This is a genomic window from Rhodanobacter soli, assembly GCF_039523495.1.
Lineage (GTDB): Bacteria > Pseudomonadota > Gammaproteobacteria > Xanthomonadales > Rhodanobacteraceae > Rhodanobacter > Rhodanobacter soli.
This window is the reverse complement of record NZ_BAAAFK010000001.1, coordinates 2293565-2311660: the sequence shown is the minus strand read 5'-3', so window position 1 is coordinate 2311660 and position 18096 is coordinate 2293565. Positions and strand designations below refer to the sequence as shown.

At 65.1% G+C, this 18096-nt stretch carries 15 protein-coding genes; 8 read left to right on the top strand and 7 right to left on the bottom strand.

What is annotated here, in order from left to right:
* Positions 1 to 81: 81 nt before the first annotated feature.
* Entirely contained in the window at positions 82 to 975 is an 894-nt protein-coding gene (locus tag ABD024_RS10585) for a hypothetical protein (protein WP_343852368.1), read from the bottom strand.
* Between the two features lie 316 nt (positions 976 to 1291).
* Here ABD024_RS10585 and ABD024_RS10580 point away from each other — a divergent pair, with 316 nt between their 5' ends.
* Together ABD024_RS10580 and ABD024_RS10575 are read left to right on the top strand one after the other, a co-directional pair.
* The gene (locus tag ABD024_RS10580) at positions 1292 to 1516 is read left to right on the top strand and encodes a hypothetical protein (RefSeq protein ID WP_343852365.1); all 225 of its coding nucleotides are present in this window, start codon (positions 1292 to 1294) and stop codon (positions 1514 to 1516) included.
* An 84-nt stretch (positions 1517 to 1600) separates the two neighbouring features.
* On the top strand, positions 1601 to 1966 hold the full coding sequence (locus ABD024_RS10575) for a DUF6164 family protein (RefSeq protein WP_343852363.1): 366 nt from the start codon (positions 1601 to 1603) through the stop codon (positions 1964 to 1966).
* Positions 1967 to 2127: 161 nt separating this feature from the next.
* On the opposite strand, the gene ABD024_RS10570 is transcribed toward ABD024_RS10575, so the two are convergent.
* The 3 genes from ABD024_RS10570 to ABD024_RS10560 form a co-directional block, all read right to left on the bottom strand.
* The gene (locus ABD024_RS10570; RefSeq protein WP_343852361.1) at positions 2128 to 2694 is read right to left on the bottom strand and encodes a hypothetical protein; all 567 of its coding nucleotides are present in this window, start codon (positions 2692 to 2694) and stop codon (positions 2128 to 2130) included.
* 632 nt (positions 2695 to 3326) lie between these two features.
* On the bottom strand, positions 3327 to 3863 hold the full coding sequence (locus ABD024_RS10565; protein WP_343852359.1) for a methylated-DNA--[protein]-cysteine S-methyltransferase: 537 nt from the start codon (positions 3861 to 3863) through the stop codon (positions 3327 to 3329).
* A gap of 180 nt (positions 3864 to 4043) precedes the next feature.
* Complete coding sequence (locus ABD024_RS10560; RefSeq protein ID WP_343852357.1) at positions 4044 to 4991, bottom strand: LysR family transcriptional regulator; 948 nt, start codon at positions 4989 to 4991, stop codon at positions 4044 to 4046.
* 135 nt (positions 4992 to 5126) lie between these two features.
* On the opposite strand from ABD024_RS10560, the gene ABD024_RS10555 reads away from it, so the two are divergent.
* The 4 genes from ABD024_RS10555 to ABD024_RS10540 all read left to right on the top strand — a co-directional run bounded on the left by ABD024_RS10555 (position 5127) and on the right by ABD024_RS10540 (position 8912).
* Complete coding sequence (locus ABD024_RS10555; protein ID WP_343852355.1) at positions 5127 to 5735, top strand: NADPH-dependent F420 reductase; 609 nt, start codon at positions 5127 to 5129, stop codon at positions 5733 to 5735.
* A gap of 37 nt (positions 5736 to 5772) precedes the next feature.
* Positions 5773 to 6507 (top strand): SDR family NAD(P)-dependent oxidoreductase, encoded by a 735-nt coding sequence (locus tag ABD024_RS10550; RefSeq protein ID WP_343852352.1) that lies wholly within the window; start codon positions 5773 to 5775, stop codon positions 6505 to 6507.
* Positions 6508 to 6681: 174 nt separating this feature from the next.
* Entirely contained in the window at positions 6682 to 6948 is a 267-nt protein-coding gene (locus ABD024_RS10545; protein ID WP_343852350.1) for a hypothetical protein, read from the top strand.
* Positions 6949 to 7046: 98 nt separating this feature from the next.
* A complete protein-coding gene (locus tag ABD024_RS10540) occupies positions 7047 to 8912 on the top strand; it encodes an esterase/lipase family protein (protein WP_343852348.1) in 1866 nt (621 codons plus the stop codon).
* A 77-nt stretch (positions 8913 to 8989) separates the two neighbouring features.
* On the opposite strand, the gene ABD024_RS10535 is transcribed toward ABD024_RS10540, so the two are convergent.
* From ABD024_RS10535 to ABD024_RS10525, 3 genes are all read right to left on the bottom strand, one after another.
* Positions 8990 to 9745: a M90 family metallopeptidase gene (locus ABD024_RS10535; RefSeq protein WP_343852346.1), complete on the bottom strand. Its 756-nt coding sequence runs from the start codon at positions 9743 to 9745 to the stop codon at positions 8990 to 8992.
* 447 nt (positions 9746 to 10192) lie between these two features.
* On the bottom strand, positions 10193 to 11863 hold the full coding sequence (locus ABD024_RS10530) for a tetratricopeptide repeat protein (RefSeq protein ID WP_343852344.1): 1671 nt from the start codon (positions 11861 to 11863) through the stop codon (positions 10193 to 10195).
* Between the two features lie 330 nt (positions 11864 to 12193).
* Positions 12194 to 12541, bottom strand: coding sequence for a RidA family protein (locus ABD024_RS10525; protein ID WP_343852342.1), 348 nt, complete (start codon positions 12539 to 12541; stop codon positions 12194 to 12196).
* An 850-nt stretch (positions 12542 to 13391) separates the two neighbouring features.
* On the opposite strand from ABD024_RS10525, the gene ABD024_RS16300 reads away from it, so the two are divergent.
* Together ABD024_RS16300 and ABD024_RS10510 are read left to right on the top strand one after the other, a co-directional pair.
* Positions 13392 to 15095: a serine hydrolase gene (locus ABD024_RS16300; protein ID WP_425543140.1), complete on the top strand. Its 1704-nt coding sequence runs from the start codon at positions 13392 to 13394 to the stop codon at positions 15093 to 15095.
* Positions 15096 to 15185: 90 nt separating this feature from the next.
* The gene (locus ABD024_RS10510) at positions 15186 to 18056 is read left to right on the top strand and encodes a TonB-dependent receptor (RefSeq protein WP_343852340.1); all 2871 of its coding nucleotides are present in this window, start codon (positions 15186 to 15188) and stop codon (positions 18054 to 18056) included.
* Positions 18057 to 18096 lie beyond the last annotated feature (40 nt).

Here is an 18096-nt window from a genome sequence, read left to right as displayed (position 1 = left end):
TCGGACAGGAAACAGGGCCGGCGTGCCGCCGGTATGCAGGAAAAAGGGTGTCAGGTTGAGCTGGCCCGGTTAGTTGTGTGCCTACAGTGCCGCCGCCCCCAGGTGGCCCCTGAAGCGCTGCTCCGCACGCGACTTCACGACCACGCCATCCCTCAGCGTCACGCGATCCATCACCGCCTCGTCGCCGTCGATCCGCATCCGCACCGAATCCCCCTTCTTGTCGGTCCAGACCACGGCGCCGTCCGGTCCGACGCGGCCGGTCCAGACTTCATCGGACTTGCCCGAGGTCATGCGCAGGCCGTTGCCGCCTTCCAGGTCGATCTGCATCTTTCCGTACAGCACGCCGTGGTCCTGCAGCATCACGTTGTCGCTGGTCCAGCGCCAGGAGATGCCGGTCCACATCTTGCCGGCCAGGCGGGTGCCGACCAGGCGCGCATAGACGCCCCAGGTTTTCGGGTCGGCCGGCGTCGCGACCGGGCGCAGGATCAGCCCTTTCGCGTCGGCATGGTCGTACTGGGTGGTGAAGTTCTCGGTGATCTGGTCGCCCTTGATGCGCACGAAGACCATCGCCATGCGGCCCTCGTCGTCGACACGCACGCGGTAGGGCGCCTTCAGCATGCCCACGCCGATGTACAGCACCGAGCCGTCGGGCTCGACGGTGCCGAGCCATCGCTTGTGGCCGAACTTCGGACTTTCCAGCACCAGTTGTCCGGGCTGCGCGCCCGGCACGATGGTGGTGGTGTAGGACAGCTCGCCGCTATAGGCGTCGTACCAGTCCTCGAGTAGCTTCCGGTTCGGTTCGGCCCAGTGCCAATGCAGGCGGTAGCCAGTTTCCGATTGTTGCGTGTGGTCAACCAGGCGCGCGTACGGACCCCATGTGGCGGCATCCACGCGCTCCTCGGCCAGCAGCGGCGAGGCACCCAGGAACAGGGCGAGGCAGAGCAAGACGCAGGCGCGCACGTGGCGAAGCGGCATGGGATTTCCTGGATGAAGTGGGCGAACGTGTCGTCGGATCGTACGCGAAAACCACAGCCCGCCCCCGATCCACGATGGGTCCATTGCCGAGGTGGACGCGGCACGGCTGGAAAAGCGGGGTCGGGCCATCTCATGGCTAATTAAGTCTCGTCCCTGGCGAGGGTTGGCCTTGGCCGCCCAGCAGAGAAACCGGAACCGGGACGGAGGAAGGTAAATCGAAACCGGGCCCAGAGTGGGCCTTCTCAAGAAAGGCGACTCTGGCCTTTGTCGTGCTGATATACCAACCCGTCATACTTGCTTCAACCCAGGAGCAAATATGGAAACGATCCACGTAGTACAGCCCTTCGACCGGGTGAAGAATGGCCTGAAACCAGGCCAGGTCCTGCAGTTCAAGACGGCCGATGAGGCAGCGCGCAGGGCAGGGCTGCTGGCCGGCAAGCATGCCGGCGTCGTCGCGTACAGCATGGACGTGGACGAAGACAGCGGAGAGTACGGCACCCCGCGAGTGCTGTTCGAGTCGGGGGACGTACCCGAGCTTTGAGCGGCCGAAGAACCCGGTCAGGTTCACGTGATTCCGTACTGGCACAACGCGGCCGGAGGGCTTGGGGGCGGCTATCATGGCGGCATGTCCAAACTGCTCATGAATCTGCGTGACGTCCCCGGTGATGAAGCCGACGATGTGCGAGCGATGCTCGACGCGCAGGGGATCGCGTACTACGAAACCAGGCCCAGCATCTGGGGTATCTCGGCTGGGGGCATCTGGATCACGGAAGACGCGGCCTTCGCGGACGCCAGGCGCGCGATGGACGACTACCAGCAGCAGCGCGCGACGCGCGCCCGTGCCGAATACGCCGCTGCCAAGCGCGCAGGCACCGCGGCGACGTTCATCACCTTGCTTCGTGCAGACCCGCTGCGCGTCGTGATGAGCCTGTTGGGCATCCTCTTCGCGTTGGCCTTGGTGACGCTTCCGTTCTTCCTGTTGCGCGGGTAGGGCCGCAAGCAGGAACAACGGGGGCGGAGCGAGCTGGCCCGGGAAACCGGGACCAGGCGAAAACAGAGATCAGAGTGCGCTTTCTTGAAAGTCGACTCTGGTCCCCGTTTTGTTCGCTCAGCTGCTCGCCCGCCCGCGTCAGGGTTTGCCTGAATCCCACTTTACGGATTGGGACTGGGATGCGGGTTGTCGGGCAGCGGTGGAATCGCGCGCAAGTATTCATAGATCGCGCGGAGGTCGAGATCGGTTTTCTTCCCGAATGCCGGCCACGGCATGATCTGCAGCAGTGCGCCTGGCGGGTCGAGTGGGTCGTGTCCCGTGCGCAACGTCGCGATGAATTGATAAAGAGTCAGGCCTGCCGGCTTGCCGGTTGCATCGGGCGTGAGGTTGGCCGACTTGAATGGGGATGGCGGAAACAAACGGCCACCTGCCATGAATTCGGCTGTGTTGATCCGCTCAGGCTGACCGAGATAGGGATTGCCGCCAGCGGCAAACGCCGGATTGGTATGGCAATCGTTGCAGCCTCCCGTGTTGACGATGTAGCTACCGAGGCCAACCAGTGCAGGATTCTTGCCGTTGAGATTGAGCGGCACCGGGTTCAACGCGAAACCCTGCCTGACCCTGCTCTGGTTGTCTTGGGCATGCAAGGCCGCGACCGGGATGGTGACGAACGCGACGCCAAGCAGCATGGACTTGGCGAACCTCGCACTACGGGCTGGACATTTCATCGTTCCTCTCCTCGACTGGGTGGAAGCAAACGACGCGTTCTCCGCTTCGGGCTCCCATCTTCCGGACGAGGACAAGAAAGCCTTCGCGTGATCACGTCGCACAAATCTACGGCTGACCGCCGCGATGGGTCGGGCGGCGGCGATGTAGATCGAGGGGCGGTACGACCATTGTGGACCTTGGCGCGTAAGCACCCGGTGACGGCAACGCGAAGCTGCCGACGACAATTCCAGCAAACTGACCGGCACAACTGCCTGCGCTTCGTGTGGAGCGAGCCGCTCCAAGAGCGCTGGCGCTTTACGCTGCCGGCAGGCGACCGGACCGTCGCGACATCGGGTAATCGCATCAGCGATGACGCGGATGCCGTGTGGCGCCGGGCAGTGGCTGCGGAAGGCCTGATCTACAAATCGCGCCTCGATCTGATGCCGGACTTGGTGCAGGTCGCTTGGCCGAGGTCATCCCGCCGTCGCATGGCGAACCGGCGCCCCTGCATCTTGTCTGCGCACACCGGTCGAGGCTGACGCCAGCAATCACGCAATGACGCTCGTTTCTCAGGGAGCGGTGCGAGGAGTTGCTCGCGGGCTAGCATGCGTCAAGGAAGCGCGTGGAAAGTGCACTCCGCCCCGGCGTTTTCTCAGTCGAACAGGTCGCGCTCCCGGCCTTCGTGAGCCAACAGCCAGCGCTTGCGCTCGAGCCCGCCCGCGTAACCGGTCAACGAACCGTCGCTGCCCAGGGCGCGATGACACGGAACGAACAACGAGATCGGGTTGCGTCCGATCGCGGCCCCGACCGGATGAAAGGCGTCGGGCCGGCCCAGCGCGCGTGCAAGCGCCGCATAAGTCGTGGTCTCACCGCAGGGCACCGCGCACAGCGCGTTCCACACCTGTTGCTGGAACGCCGTGCCTTCGGGCGCCAGCGGCACCTCGAAACGCGTCAGCGCGCCGGCAAAATAAGCATCGAGCTGTTGCCGAGCCGCGTGCAACAAGGCCGTCTCGTCCTCGCGCCAACCGGTGTCCGGGTCGATCTCGGGAAAATACTTCTGCCCCTCGAACCAGCCGCCCTTCAGCGCCCCGTCGCGTGCCGCCACCACGAACACACCCAGCGGCGTTTTCACCCGCACATACACGACCTTGCTCAACCGCATCCGCGGGTCCTCGTCCTGACGCTCCAACCAAAGTGGTCGGGTCCATTTTCCTCCACGGCAGGCATCAAAGCAGGGGTCAGAGCGCACCTGATTTGAAAAGCCGACGCCGACCCATGTTCTGGAAAGCAGACTGCCGCTGATCTGCTTCGCGGGCGTTGGTCCATGCGCAGCAAGCCATGCGGGCTGTGTTGCCCACGCACGGGGCCTTCAGGCTTTTGCACCTTTAGCCGAGGCGGAGCGCTGCCTGGCTTTCTTCGGGATGCACTGCGCCTGGCCCAGCAGTTCGACCAGTCGCGACTCGCACGGGGAGAGGTCATAGCCCCGTCGTTGCGAGAGCACGAACGTGAGCGGGCCGACGTGCCAGGCGCGGCGTTCAAGTTCGACGAGCTGTCCGCTCGCCAGATCCTCGCCGACGAGGTGCCACGGCAAGTGGCCCCAGCCGAGACCGGCCTTGAGAAGATCACACTTGGCGCCGAGGTCATTGACCAGCCACTGGCGCTTGCCGGCCACTCCCTGTTGGGTCTTTTCCGCTCCGGGCTGGTTGTCGGTAACGACGATCTGGACATGCCGGCCAAACTCGTCCAGCGGGATGGGTTTCGGTGCCGAAGCGAGCGGATGGGAGGGCGCACAGACCGTCACCATCTTCGCTTCGCACAGCCAGTGGCGTTCCATCGCATCCGGGTTCACCGCCGGCACGTTCTCGATCGTGACGGCCAGGGCACACACCCTTTCAAGCACCAGGTCTTCGCCGCCCTGCATGCTCGTGATTCGCAGGTTGATCACTGCGGTGGGGAACTCCTCTTGCAGCGTCCGCAAACAGTCGATCAGGTGGACGCGCGGGAAGTAGGCGTCGATCGCCACCGAAACCTGCGGCACCCCGGTCCGCGCGATCGCGCCGGCGCGGTTCTTCATTTCTTCCGTGCGGGAGATCACCGCACGCGCATCCGGCAACAGGCTGCGCCCCGCCGCGGTGAGCTGCGCCTTGCGTGTGTTGCGCTCGAACAACTCGACATCGAACGCGCCTTCCAGCGCCTTGATCGCGTGGCTGATGGCCGACTGCGCGCGTGCGAGTTTCCGCGCCGCACCCGAGAAGCTTCCCTGATCGCACACCGCAACGAACGCACGCAGCTGGTTGATGGTGACGTTGTCGAGCACGGGTTATCCAGAAAATAGATCGTATCAAGCGATCTTTCGTCAATTGGTTTGATGCGTCAAGCGACCCAGATTGATGGGGCAACCGGCCCGAACAGGCCAGCCCACCCCAACCCCGTACTGAAAAGGACCATCTCCATGAGCTACGCCATCATCGGTTTCGGCGCCATCGGCCAGGCCCTCGCCCGCGCTTTCGCCCGCAACAACATCGAAGTCTCCGTCGCCAGCCGGCGAGCGCCCGAAGCGCTGCTGCCGCAGGCGCAGGCGATCGGATCCAAGGTCGTTCCCACGACGCTGCAGGAAGCGCTCAAGGCGGACGTGATTTTCCTGGCCGTTCTCTTCGAGGGGCATCGCGATGTCGCCAAGGCACTGTCGAGCTGGCAGGGCAAGACGGTCGTGGACGCGATGAACGGTTTCGAGGGTCTGTCTACGGCCGACGTCGCCAAGGCCTTCCTCGGCGCACGCTTCGTGAAGGGTTTCAATCATCTGCCCGCGCGGACGCTGGCCGCCGACCCGAACGTCAACGGCAGCCGCCGCGTCGTGTTCCTGTCGAGCGACGACCAGGCCGCCGCAGCGCAAGTGGCGGACATCGCCGAGCAACTGGGTTTCGCACCCGTGAATCTCGGGAAGCTTGCAGAGGGCGGGGCGCTGGTACAGGTGCTCGACAAGAGCTGGGCGCCGCTGATCTTCCAGGACCTGTTCAAGAACGAACCCGAGCGACCGGCGACCGCCGGCGCCGCATCGTAATCACCTATTTGCGCCATCCCAACCAAGGATCAAAGACATGAGCAGACTGAAGGGAAAGACCGCCGTGATCACCGGCGGCGCCACCGGCATCGGCCGCGCGGCGGCAAAGCGTTTCATCGAAGAGGGCGCCTTCGTCTTCATCTTCGGCCGGCGGCAGGAAGCGCTCGACGCCGCCGTCGCCGACCTCGGGCCCAACGCCCGCGCGGTGCAGGGCTCGGTGTCCGACGAGGCCGACCTGGACCGGCTCTACGCGGCGGTGAAGACCGAGCGCGGCACCCTCGACATCGTCTTCGCCAATGCCGGGACGGGAAGCCTGCTTGCGCTCGGCGAGATCACCGCCGAACACATCGACGAAACCTTCGACACCAACGTGAAGGGCACGATCTTCACGGTGCAGAAGGCGCTGCCGCTGATGGGCGCGGGCGGTTCGACCATCCTGACCGGATCGAGCGCCGGCACCACGGGCGCCCCGGCCTTCAGCGCCTACGGCGCGAGCAAGGCGGCCGTGCGCAACCTCGCGAAGACCTGGGCGGAGGATCTGAAGGGCACCGGCATCCGTGTCAACGTGCTGTCGCCCGGGCCGACAGCGACCGAATTGGCGAAGGAAGTACTGGGCGAGGAAGGTCTGAAGGCCTTCGGTTCGATGACTCCGCTCCAGCGCATGGGCGATCCGGCCGAGATCGGCGCAGTGGCTGCCTTCCTCGCGTCGTCGGACAGCAGCTTCATGACCGCCAGCGAGGTCGCCGTCGACGGCGGCCTGGCGCAAATCTAGATCTGATGCGCTACGCCCGGCCGGTCACTCCATTCGTCAGGGAGTCCGCCGGGCGTGGCAAACCCGAGCAAAACGTACCTTTCCTGCCAACGGGATGGTGCCGTGTTCAAAGAGGGGATTCCCGTGAAAACTGAAAACCGGGCTATCGTGCCGTCCTGATCACGAAGAAACATCATGACGAAGAGCTACGACCCACCCCTGACCACGAACCCGCATGCTCCCCTCTACCGCGTCGACAAAGCGATCAAGGCAGCCCAGCTGCGGCTGGATGCCGCCATCGAGGCGAAGCGACATCACACCAGCCAGAATCTGGCCCATGAGGTGATCAAGGAGGCTCGCGAAGGACTCAAGAAGGCTGAGCAGTTGCGTGTTCTCAAGATCAAGGAACTCGCGCTGAAGGCGGTGGAGACCGCGGCGGCCGGAAAAACGGCGCAAAACTGACTCGAAACGCAAAGCGGATCCGCTTCGATTGAAAGGCGGCAATCGGCAGCTTTAGTATGCGTTGGCGACTGCCGTGTCGTTGCTTCGGGAGAGGGTCCATGGACACTCTGCGGCGTTTATCGGCTTGGGTGGCCTGGCGTCGCCCTGCGCTACGTTTTTTCCTCTGCACGGCTCTGCTGATCGGGATCAGCGCCCTCGGTGCGAGCTGCGGTAGCGACAACACGGCGACGAATACCACCGACCCTCATTGGGTCCAGCAAGCCACGCCGCCATCCAGGGTGGCGGTGGTCTTCGTCCACGGTCTGTTCGGCGATACGGACGGCACCTGGACGAACGCCAACGGGAAAAGCTTCTTCACGCTGCTGAAGTCCGCGCCCGGTATCGGCAACCAGGTCGATATCTTTGCGTTCGGATTCACGTCCAACAAGCTGAAGGGCGGTTCGCTGGATATCCGCGAGGCGGCGAACATGCTGGAGCAGTCGCTGCAGTACCACGGCGTGTGGAACTATCCGACCGTCGTGTTCGTCGCCCACAGCATGGGCGGGCTGGTCGCGATGCGCGAGATGATCGACAACCCGTCGCACCGGGACAAGGTGCCGCTCATGGTGTTCTATGCGACACCACAGGAGGGTTCGCAGATCACTGCCATCGCCCAACACGTGGTCAACAACCCGGCTGTCAGGCAGATGCTGATGGCGGACCAGAACGACTTTCTGCAATTGCTGAGCGACGAATGGGGACGTGTGCCCGACCAGGACAAGCCGACCATCATCTGCGCTTACGAAACGGCGCCGTTGGCTGGCGTCATGATCGTCCCATGGTCCAGCGCCACCCGCTTCTGCAAGGACGTGCCCACCGCCATCGAGGGCACCGACCATCTCACCATCGTCAAGCCCGATCGGCTGACGCATCCGTCGGTGGTGGTGCTGGTCAATGCCCTCAACAAGTATGTTTTCGGCAGCTCCAGCCAGCCCCTGCTCTCGACACCGGACTTCCAACCCGAAGGTGCTCACTGGACGTACGAGCTCACCGACCCGAACGGCAAGAACGACGCGCGCCTGATCAACAACGGGGCGCGCAAGCTCAGCTACACCATCGGGCAGATCTCGGACCCTCATCTCCTGGTGCTGCCCGACGACACGCCGAAGGACATTCCCGCACAGCACAGTGACAATCTGAAACTGGTGCTCATGCGCGGGCAGCTGCAAAAGGAATATCACTTCACGCTCAGCGTGCCTCCACTGGATGATCGACTCATCATGGTGCGCATCAAGGACGTGGAAGGTGTGCAGGCCAAGCAGGACGCCGTGATACGCCAGGTGACGGCGCAGGTGACCGATTACCTGTCGTCATCCGACAACATCGCCGAGCTGACCCGGCTGCCGAGGGAACAGCAGTTCGCGAAAATCGCCGATGTTGCCGGCGAATCAGTTTCCCGCACGGCGCCGGAACTTCCGTCCGCGGCGAAGTGGGTGCTGACGGCGGATGCGCTCGCGTCGCTGGGGCTGCTCACGCCTGCAAACACCGCACTGCAGAACGCGCAGCAGGCGTCCCCGCGCATCGTCAGTACGCAGGGCGCCCAAATGATCGCCAATGTGATTTCCGCAAAGTCGGGTGTGCCGAATGTCTTGCGAGACCCGACGCTGGAACTGCCGAAGGGCGAACCTGGGGAAATGGTCAGCGCCGACGTGACGTATGCCAAGGTAACCATTTCGTCCGTGGCCAGGCCCAAGGGTCTGGGCGTCGATGATTTGCATGCCTGGTCGGACCTGTCCTCCAGGATGCAGGCCGTGCCCTCGCTGAAGGCATACGGCTTGAGCATGAAAGGCGACATGCTTTGGGCGCAAGGCGACGTCACGGCCGCCAGGGACGCGTACCAGAAAGCCAGCAACATCCAGCCCACACCGTGGACCGACAAGAAACTTGAGGCGGTCAAATTGGACGAAGGAAGGCTGAGTCACTGAGCAAAGAGTGCAGGGACTGGGGATCAGGTCGTTCCCCCGCGTGGGTTGAAGCCGGAGCCGACCCTGTTCAATACCGCTCAGAACGGGTGCTGGCGGTAAAACTGCTCAAGCTGTCGATAGACGTCTGGTAGGTGCTCGCGCAAGGTTGCCGGGCTCTCGAAAAATTGCTCGCTGGCCACCGCAAAAAACTCGGCCGGGCTTTCCAGCGCATACGGGTCAAGTGGCAACTCGGCCCCGTTGCGTTGCTCTTCCTGCAGGCGATCCCACGCGCTCGAGAAGACCCGCGACCACGCGCGGCGATCCATGCGCCGGTGCAACGGCGGAAAGCCGTTGGCGTCGCCGTTGAGCATGTCGAGCTTGTGCGCCATTTCGTGGATGACCACGTTGTGCCCGGGCTTCTTTCCGCTGTTCAGCACGTCCGCCCACGACAGGATCACCGGTCCACGCCCCCATGCCTCACCGGCCATCACGGTGTGCGTCTGGTGCACCACGCCCGCTGCGTCCGTTTGCGGGCGACGCGGAATGAACGCGTCCGGGTACACGATGACGCTGTGCCAACCGTCGTACCAGTCCATGCCCAGTTTCAGGATGGGTACGCAGGCATGCGCGGCGATCAGGACGCGGTCGGCGTCCTCCAGATGCAAGTCCTGGGTCGGCTCCAGCGACTTGCTCTGCAGGAACTGCGTTGCCAGCACGCGCAACGTGGCCTGGTCGGAAGCGCCCAGCCGGCGCGCTGCGGTACAGCGCCGCAGCGCGTTTCGCCAGAGCGATTCGTCGATCGGATGCCGGGCGATGGTGCGCCGTACGCGCCAGTTTCTGATTTTGTCGAACATGGCCACATGCTGGAGGGAGTCGCAGGTCAACAGCATCAGGGCCGAAGTGCGCTTTCTCAAGGAAGGAAACACATCTCGGGGACAAACCGGGCGGAACCGGAACGGAGTGAGCTGCCCCGGATTTGGCGGGCACTTTTGAACGCGGACGATCCCTTGGGAGGTGTCGGATGCTCAAGCGTCACGGCACCGCGGATCATCGATTCCGCCGTAGCAAAGAAGAGAGTGGTAGAACACGCTGCAACGAGGCTGGACCTGCTATCCCGACGCGATGGGCAGCTATTCGATCGGGCAGTCGCCGCTGGAAGACGCCGGCCTCGTCATCGGGTCAGCCATGACAAATCAGGGCGTCGACGCATCGTTTGATGCGAGCGTGAATGACGAAGGCGGCGTGGCTTCCGCCGCCCCCGGTCGAGCGGTCGGCCGTGCCCCGGAATCACCGAATGGTCCTCAGTACCGCGCTGCCGTCAACGGCGCATCGGCCCACTGCCACGCGGCTGCCTGCTGCTTCGAGGTTTCGCGTGCGGCGTCGGCCCGCCCGAGTTTTTGTTGGGCCTGCGCCAGGCCGAACAGCGACCAACCGTTGAGCGGGTAAGTCTTCAGGTCCTGGTCGAACGCTTCCACCGCGCCCTTGGCGTCGCCCGCTTCGAGCAGCGCGGCGCCCAGGTAGGGGCGGACCGGCAGCGGCCAGTCGGCCGGTTCGTTGTAGGCGAGGGCATCCTCGGCGGCCACCGCTTCGCGCAACGCGGCGATGGCCTGCGCGTGCTTGCCCCGCGCACGCAACAGTTCCCCGTGCAGCAGGGCATCGGCCACTCGCAACACGCCGTCGGCATGGTTGATGTCGAAGAAGCTCACCTTCGCCATGGCCGGGTCGCCAGCGATGGCATGCAGGGCGGCGGCCTCACGCGCGGCCTCGGCCAGTGCGCCCTTGCGCGCGTGCGCCATGCCGCGGGCGAAGTGCCGGATCGCGGCGGGGTACGGCAGTTCCGGCGGCGCGGCGGCATCGGCGAGGATCGCGTCCCAGTCGCCGAAGCGGACCTGGGTGAGCAGCGGCGTCACCACGAACTGCTGCATGAATTCCATCGGCGCTTCGCCCATCACGGCACGGTCGGCGCGTCGGGCGGTCTGCTCCGCCGCCTGCAGCGCCAGCGTGCGCGAGCCGGTCAGGCCCGTGGTCATGGTGGCGAAGTGCCAGTTGTGCGGCACGTAGCCCAGCGGGTAGACCCCATTGCTGCCGCGGCACATCGCCAGGAAATCCTTGTCCGCGGTAGTGGCGGAGAGATTGGTCAGCGTCGCGTCGTGGTAGCGGCCGACGCGGATGTAGGTGTGCGCTGGCATGTGCACCAGATGGCCCGAACCGGGCGCCAGCGCCGCCAGGGCATCGGCCCAGGGTTCGGCGCGCTGCGGTTCGGGTGAGGACTCGGTGGCGTGAATGTAGTAATGCATCGCGCCGATGTGACGCGGGTTGCGCGCCAGCACGCGTTCGAGTTCGCCAAGCAGGCGCGGGGTGAATGCGGCCGGGGCGCCGTCCTTTTCCCAATACGCCCAGGGTGAAAGATCCATCAACGCTTCTGCGTACAGGGTCGCCGCGTCGTCGTCTTCGGGGAACTGCGCGACCACGCGTGCCATCGCGTCGGCGTAGGCGCGGTCCAGCGGCGTGCGGTCTTGCGGAGCCGGGTCGGCGTAACGCGCCTGCAATGCCTGGATCAGTGCGCGGTCGACCGGGCGTGCGGTGGCGGCCAGGCTTGCTGCGCGCGCGGCGAGGGCGGTGGCATCCTTCGCCTGCGCCGGGTCCATCGGCAGGTTGATGTTCGGCCCCAGCACCAGGGCCTGGCCCCAGACGCACATTGCGCATTGCGGGTCCAACCGCGCCGCCTCGGCGAAGGAGCGCCCGGCCGTTTCGTGGTTGAAGCCGTAGGTCATGCGCAGGCCCTGGTCGAAATAGCGCTGCGCCAGGGGCACGCGGGTGGCCACGTCGTGGTGCAGGTCGCCGAAGGTATCGAACAGCGGCAACGCGGCGGCTTCCGAAGCGGCGGCGGTGTTGCCGGTCGCCTTCGACGCCGGATCGCAGCCCGCCAGCAGGACCGCCAGCAGCGGCAGGAGCAAGGATCGATGGATCATCGTGGTTCTCCCGTGGTGGTTACCAGACCGTAACGAAGCCCGTGTCGGAAGCGGGCAAGGGGAGCTCGATTGCATGGGCGTTGCTGCCGGCGCCGGATGCGCTACTCCCCAGGTAGCCTCTCCGATTGCTCCGCCCGCGCAAGGCGGGCTTGAGCCGGTTCGGCATGCTTGCCGGCATGGCTTCGCAGAGTCAAGCAGGCCAAGGGCCCAGGCTGACGGTCAGCCCCTTGCCGGCATGGTTCGCGGCGGCTGGCATGGCGAGGGGCGTGGGCTGATGAGCCGGCGCGGGAGAAGCGCCGCACGAAGTGGCTCTGACCCGCGTTGATTTGATCACGGCACCGCGGCAATGATCACGATCTCGATTTTCAAGTTCGGCCGGGCGAGCCTGGCTTGCACCGTGGCACGCGCCGGCGCGGCGCCTTGCGGCACCCATCGCTCCCAGACGTCGTTCATGCCGTCGAAATCGGCCATGTCGGCCAGGAAGATGTCCGCACGCAGGATATGGGCCTTGTCGGTCGCCGCCCGCTGCAGCAGATCGTCAATGGCATGGAGTACCTGCTCGGTCTGACCGGCGATGCCGGCACTGGCGTCTTGGGGCACCTGCCCGGCGAGATAGGCCACGCCGTTGTGGATGACGATCTTGGACATGCGGGGACCGGTATCGAAACGCTGGATCATGGGGCGGTTTCCTGTGGGGGATATCCCCGTCATTGTTACCGCATTGAGGCGTGCGAAACCGGGGCGGCGGAAGTTGAAAGCGGTCGGGCTTGTTTTCGGCTCGCGTCGGCCGCCCTGGATCCGAGTCCCGACGCGCGCGCGTCGGTGGCCGTGAACTCTTTTCTGAAGTGTTCGGAAGACCACCGCGTACTTCGAATTGTCCCTGACGCGTTTTCGGGGTCGGAGTGTCCGCGGGGTGCCCGCCAACGCGCAGAAAGCGTCGGTCATCCATGGAATGATTTGCTAGTACCCCAACCCCTGGTTATGGATTTTCGCCGCCGCGCCTCGACGCACGGCGCCGCGTCCGGGCGTTGTTCGCTGCCGCATGGGTCGGCGACGATCCCGGTAACTTGCGGATTCGCATGATCTTTCGCCGACGGACAGAGCCAGCGTCCATGGCCGCTCGCACGCATGCCATCGCGCCGGAAGCCGCTCCGGACGGGTCGTGACGCCTTCGCGGCACGTCGTTGACGCTTTTGAAATGGCCGTGCTACTTACACAAGCGACGGCAGATACGGTCGCGTACACGACAGCGTGCAATGCGATCGAGGGCATCGGGAGGGGAACCCGAAACACGGCCCAAAAGGGGAAAGAGGCGGGCACGGAAATCCGGGTCGGGTCAGCCCGGCATGGACGCTGCCCATCCACATCGATCTGGCTTCCGGGAGATGCCGTGCCAATCCAACAATACCGGTGGTCAATTTCGCAATACCTTGCGTTCGATTTTCCTTCCACAAATTCTGCCGGTCGTGCTCGGAAGCGCTGCGAAGTTCCCGGCTCGGTGCGGCTCGCCCTGCTGCTTGCACTGTGCATGGCATCGGTATCGGCACTGGCGCAAGTCGACGCAACGCCGCGCGTGTCGGCAGCGGTCACGATGGAGCAGGCCAGGATGGTCGACATCCGCAGCCTGGTGCCGGACATCTCGCAATCCATCGCCTACGCCGGCAGCAACAACTTCGTCGGCGCGCCGATCCGCGGCTATCAGGCACCGCGCTGCTGGCTGAAGCACGAAGCCGCCGAGGCACTGGCGCGGGTGGATGCCGCGCTGCGCGAACGCCACATGCGCCTGCGCGTGTTCGACTGCTACCGACCGGTGCGCGCGGTGGCCCATTTCGTGCGCTGGGCGAACGACCGCGCCGACCAGCGCAGCAAGGCCACGCATTACCCCGACCTCGACAAGTCGAAGCTGCTCGGCGATTACATTGCGCCGGTCTCCGGCCACAGTCGCGGCGCCACCGTCGACCTGACCGTGCTGCGATGTGATGCGCATGACGTCGATTGCGAACCGCTGGACATGGGTACCGGTTTCGATTTCTTCGGAATCCGCGCGCATACCGATTCGCCCGAGGTCAATGCCGCGCAGCGCGCGAATCGCCACCTGCTGCGCGACGCGATGGAAGCCCAGGGCTTTCGCAACTACGCGATGGAGTGGTGGCACTACACCCTTCGTCTCGAACCCACGCCGGACACCCTCTACGACATCCCGGTGACGGCCCCCACCGACTCCGGACGGCAGGCCGAGATCGAACGTCTGATGCAGCCCTATGACGGCGACGTGCCGGGCGTCTCGCTGCTGGTGCTCAAGGACGGCAAGGTCGTTCTCAGCCGCAGCTACGGGCGATCCGACCTGGAGCGGGGTATCGAGGCGAGCCCGGCGACCGGCTACCGGCTCGCCTCGGTGACCAAGCAGTTCACCGCCGCCGCGATCCTGCTGCTCGCGCAGGACGGGAAACTCGCCATCGACGATCCGGTCAAGCGCTGGCTGCCATCGCTGCCGAAGGTGGCGGACGGCATCACCCTGCGCAACCTGCTCGACCACACCTCGGGCATGCTGGATTACGAAGACCTGATGGCGGCGCCTTACGAAGGGCAGATCCGCGATGCCGGCGTGCTGGCCCTGCTGGAAAAGGAAGACCGGTTGTATTTCCCGCCGGGCAGCAGCTTCCGCTACAGCAACAGCGGTTATGCGCTGCTCGCGCTGGTGGCGGAGCGCGCTTCCGGGAAGAGCTTCCCGGAGTACCTGCGCACGCGCATCTTCCAGCCGCTGGGCATGCGCGACACCCTGGCCTACGTGGCCGGCGGGCCTGAAGTTCCGCACCGCGCGTGGGGTTACAGCAAAGCCTGCGACGGCTGGACACGCACCGACCAGAACGCCTACAGCGCCGTGCTCGGCGATGGCGGCATCTATTCGAACATCGCCGACATGGCGCGCTGGGCAGCCGCGCTGGACGACGACCGCCTGCTCGGCAAAGCGTCGCGCGCATTGGCCTTCGAGCGCCAGGCGCAGGTTTCCAGCACGCCGGAGGCGACCTGGTACGGCTTCGGCTGGCGCCTCGCCGATGGCCTGCAATGGCATTCCGGCGAAAGCGTCGGCTTCCGCAACACCATCGTGCGCTGGCCGAAGCAGCGCCTGACCGTGGTCGTGCTGAGCAACCGCAACGACCCGACGCCGTACGACCTGGCGATCTCGATCGGCCGCTGGTTCATGGCCGACGCCCAAGCCGAGCCGCACTGATTCCGATTTCCGTATTGAAGAGCTGGTCCCACCCCGATCCGTCGTTCATCACCTAGAGGCCACATCATGCATATCCGGCGCGACCTCCGATTGAATCTCCTCTGTGCGGCCCTGCTGGTCGCGATCGCTGTTCCGGCCGCGGCGCAGGAGGCCGGCCAGTCTGTGCCGGGCGCCGACCAGTCCGCGCCGGTCACGCTCAAGGAAATCACCGTCACCGGCTCGCGCATCAAGCGCACCGACGTGGAACAGGCGCTGCCGATCACCATCATCGAGAAGGAGAAAATCGACGCGCAGGGCATCACCTCGGCGGAACAACTGCTGCAGTTCCTCAACGTCGCCGGCAACGGCGCCGATGGGCTCACCTCGGCCGCCGTCGACATGGATCTGGGCGAACTGCGCGGCACCGCCGGCGTGTCCGGTGCCAACCTGCGCGGGCAGGGTTCCGATGCGACGCTGGTGCTGCTGAACGGTCGCCGCGTCGCGACCCATGGCCTGCGCGGCCAGGCGGTGGACCTGAACTCGATTCCGTTCGCGGCGATCGAGCGCGTGGAGGTGCTGCGCGACGGCGCCTCGGCGATGTACGGCACCGACGCCATCGGCGGCGTGATCAACTTCATCACCCGCACCGACTACCGGGGCGTCACACTCAACGCCGGCGTCGACGTGACCGGGGACGGCGGCGGCAACATCTCCACCTACAGCGTGCTGGGCGGAGTTGGCGATCTCGACCGCGACGGCTGGAACGCGTGGGGCACGATCAATTACCGGCGCGCGCAGATCCTGCGCAGCGGCCAGCGCGACTTCGCCAACAGCTTCCAGCCCGACCGCGGCGTATCGCCTGACACGCGCGGCACGCCGTTCGCCACGGTGACCAACGCCACCGGCGGCATCATCAACGGCGCGCTGATCGACCCGGACGGCGGTGGCAGCCGCAGATTCATCAACATCCTGAACCTGCCGGGCGGTGCCGGCTGCGAGAACGGCGGCGACAACATGGGGCCGTACGATTACCGGCTGTGGGACGGCGCCAGTTCGAAGTACGCCTGTGCCTGGGATTATCCGGCCGCGCAGGCCCTGCAGCAGCCGCAGGACAGTGTGCAGTTCCTGGGCCGCGCCACCTACAAGATGGGCGAGAGTCATCGGTTCTATGCCGAGGCTATGAACTCGCGCGTGAAGGTCCGGCGCGAGTACGAGCCGTTGCAGCTCACGTCCAGCGCGTCAGCGACTGCCGTGCTCGATCCGAGCACGTGGTATCCGCTCAACGCGGACACGCAGCCTACCTATGACAAGATCTACGACGCCATGGCCGACTTCTTCGGCACGGGCAACCTGGTGTATGGCAACAAGATTCCGTATCGCTGGCGCTGCGTCCCCTGCGGCCCGCGCGAGATCGAGACCACCACCAAGGCCTACCGCCTGCTGACCGGGATGCAGGGCATCATCGGCAGGTGGGACTACGCCGTGGGCCTGTCGCACGCGTCCAGCAAGGCCGAGTCGGTTCTCGCCGGCGGCTATTACTTCTCGGACGGACTCAAGCAGGTTCTCGGCAGTGGCTTGCTGAATCCGTTCCTGATGCCGGGCGAGAAGCAGAACCCCGCAGGCGTTTCCGCGCTGCAGGCGGCATCGGCCACCGGGATCCATCTGTACGGCGGCGAGTCCACGGTCACCTCGCTGGACGCCAGCTTCAGCGGCGGGCTGGGCTTCAACCTGTGGGGCGACGAAGTGCAATTGGCCACCGGCTTCGAAGTGCGGCGCGAGGAATTCAAGTTCGGCGGGGTGCAGGTGCGCAACGGGGTGCCGCTCAACTACGACACCATCTACCAGGCACCGTTCGACGAAACGAGCGACCTGCCCAAGGTGCACCGCAATGTGAAGGCGGTCTACGCGGAAGCCTATTTGCCGATCGTGAAGACGCTGGACGTGACCCTGGCGGTGCGCCGCGACCAGTACGACACCTTCGGCGGCACCACCAATCCGAAGTATTCGTTCAAGTGGCAGCCGATCGAATCGCTGGCGTTTCGCGGCGCGTACAGCACCGGTTTCAAGGTGCCCGAGTTCACCAAGCTTTTCGCCGGCGTGAACGAAGTCGACTATTTCGGCCTCGACCTGGCCGATCCGGCGACCTGTCCCGGTGGCGTGGCCAACTCGGCGGTGCCGGGTTGTGCGCTGATCCAGCCGACCATCATCACCGGCGGCAAGATCGACCTGCAGCCGGAGACGTCCAGGCAGAAGAGCGTGGGCTTCGTCTATGCGCCCACCGGCAAGTTCAACGTCAGCCTCGACTGGTGGGAGATCGAGCGCACCAACACGATCCGCTCGCCCAACCTGCCCACGCTGATCGACAACTACGGCCTGTTCTCCGCCAACTGGATCCGCGACAGCAGCGGCAAGGTGATCGCGATCGACCGCCGCTTCATCAACTCCGGCGGCACCCTGATGCGCGGCGTGGAACTGGACGCCAACCTGACCGGTGAACTCGCCGGTGGCCGCTGGCACGCCAACCTCAACGGTAGCTACATCAACACCTTCAAGGAAAAGCCGCTGGCCGACGAGTCCTACAGCGGCAACAAGGTGGGCGAGTACGTGCAGTTCTACAACCTGCCGTTGAAGTGGAAGCACACCCTGAGCCTCGACTGGTCCAAGGGTGACTGGACGCATACGCTGAGCCAGATCTACCGCGCCGGCTACAAGGACGAAGAGCCGGTCAGCGTCGCCAACGGCAGCTACATCCCGGCGAACTGGAACCCCGACGTCGATGACTACACCCTCTACAACTACAGCCTGAGCTGGTCGGGCCTGAAGAACACGAGGCTCACCTTCGCGGTGCGCAACCTGCTGGACACCGATCCGCCGTTCACCGCGCACCAGGTCGACTTCGCCTCGGGCGCCGCGTGGGAACCGCGTGTGGCCGATCCGCGCGGCCGCTCGTTCTACCTGACGGCCGAATACCGGTTCGATTGATAGCGGCGACCGCCTGATCCGATCTGCATCCAGCCGCTGC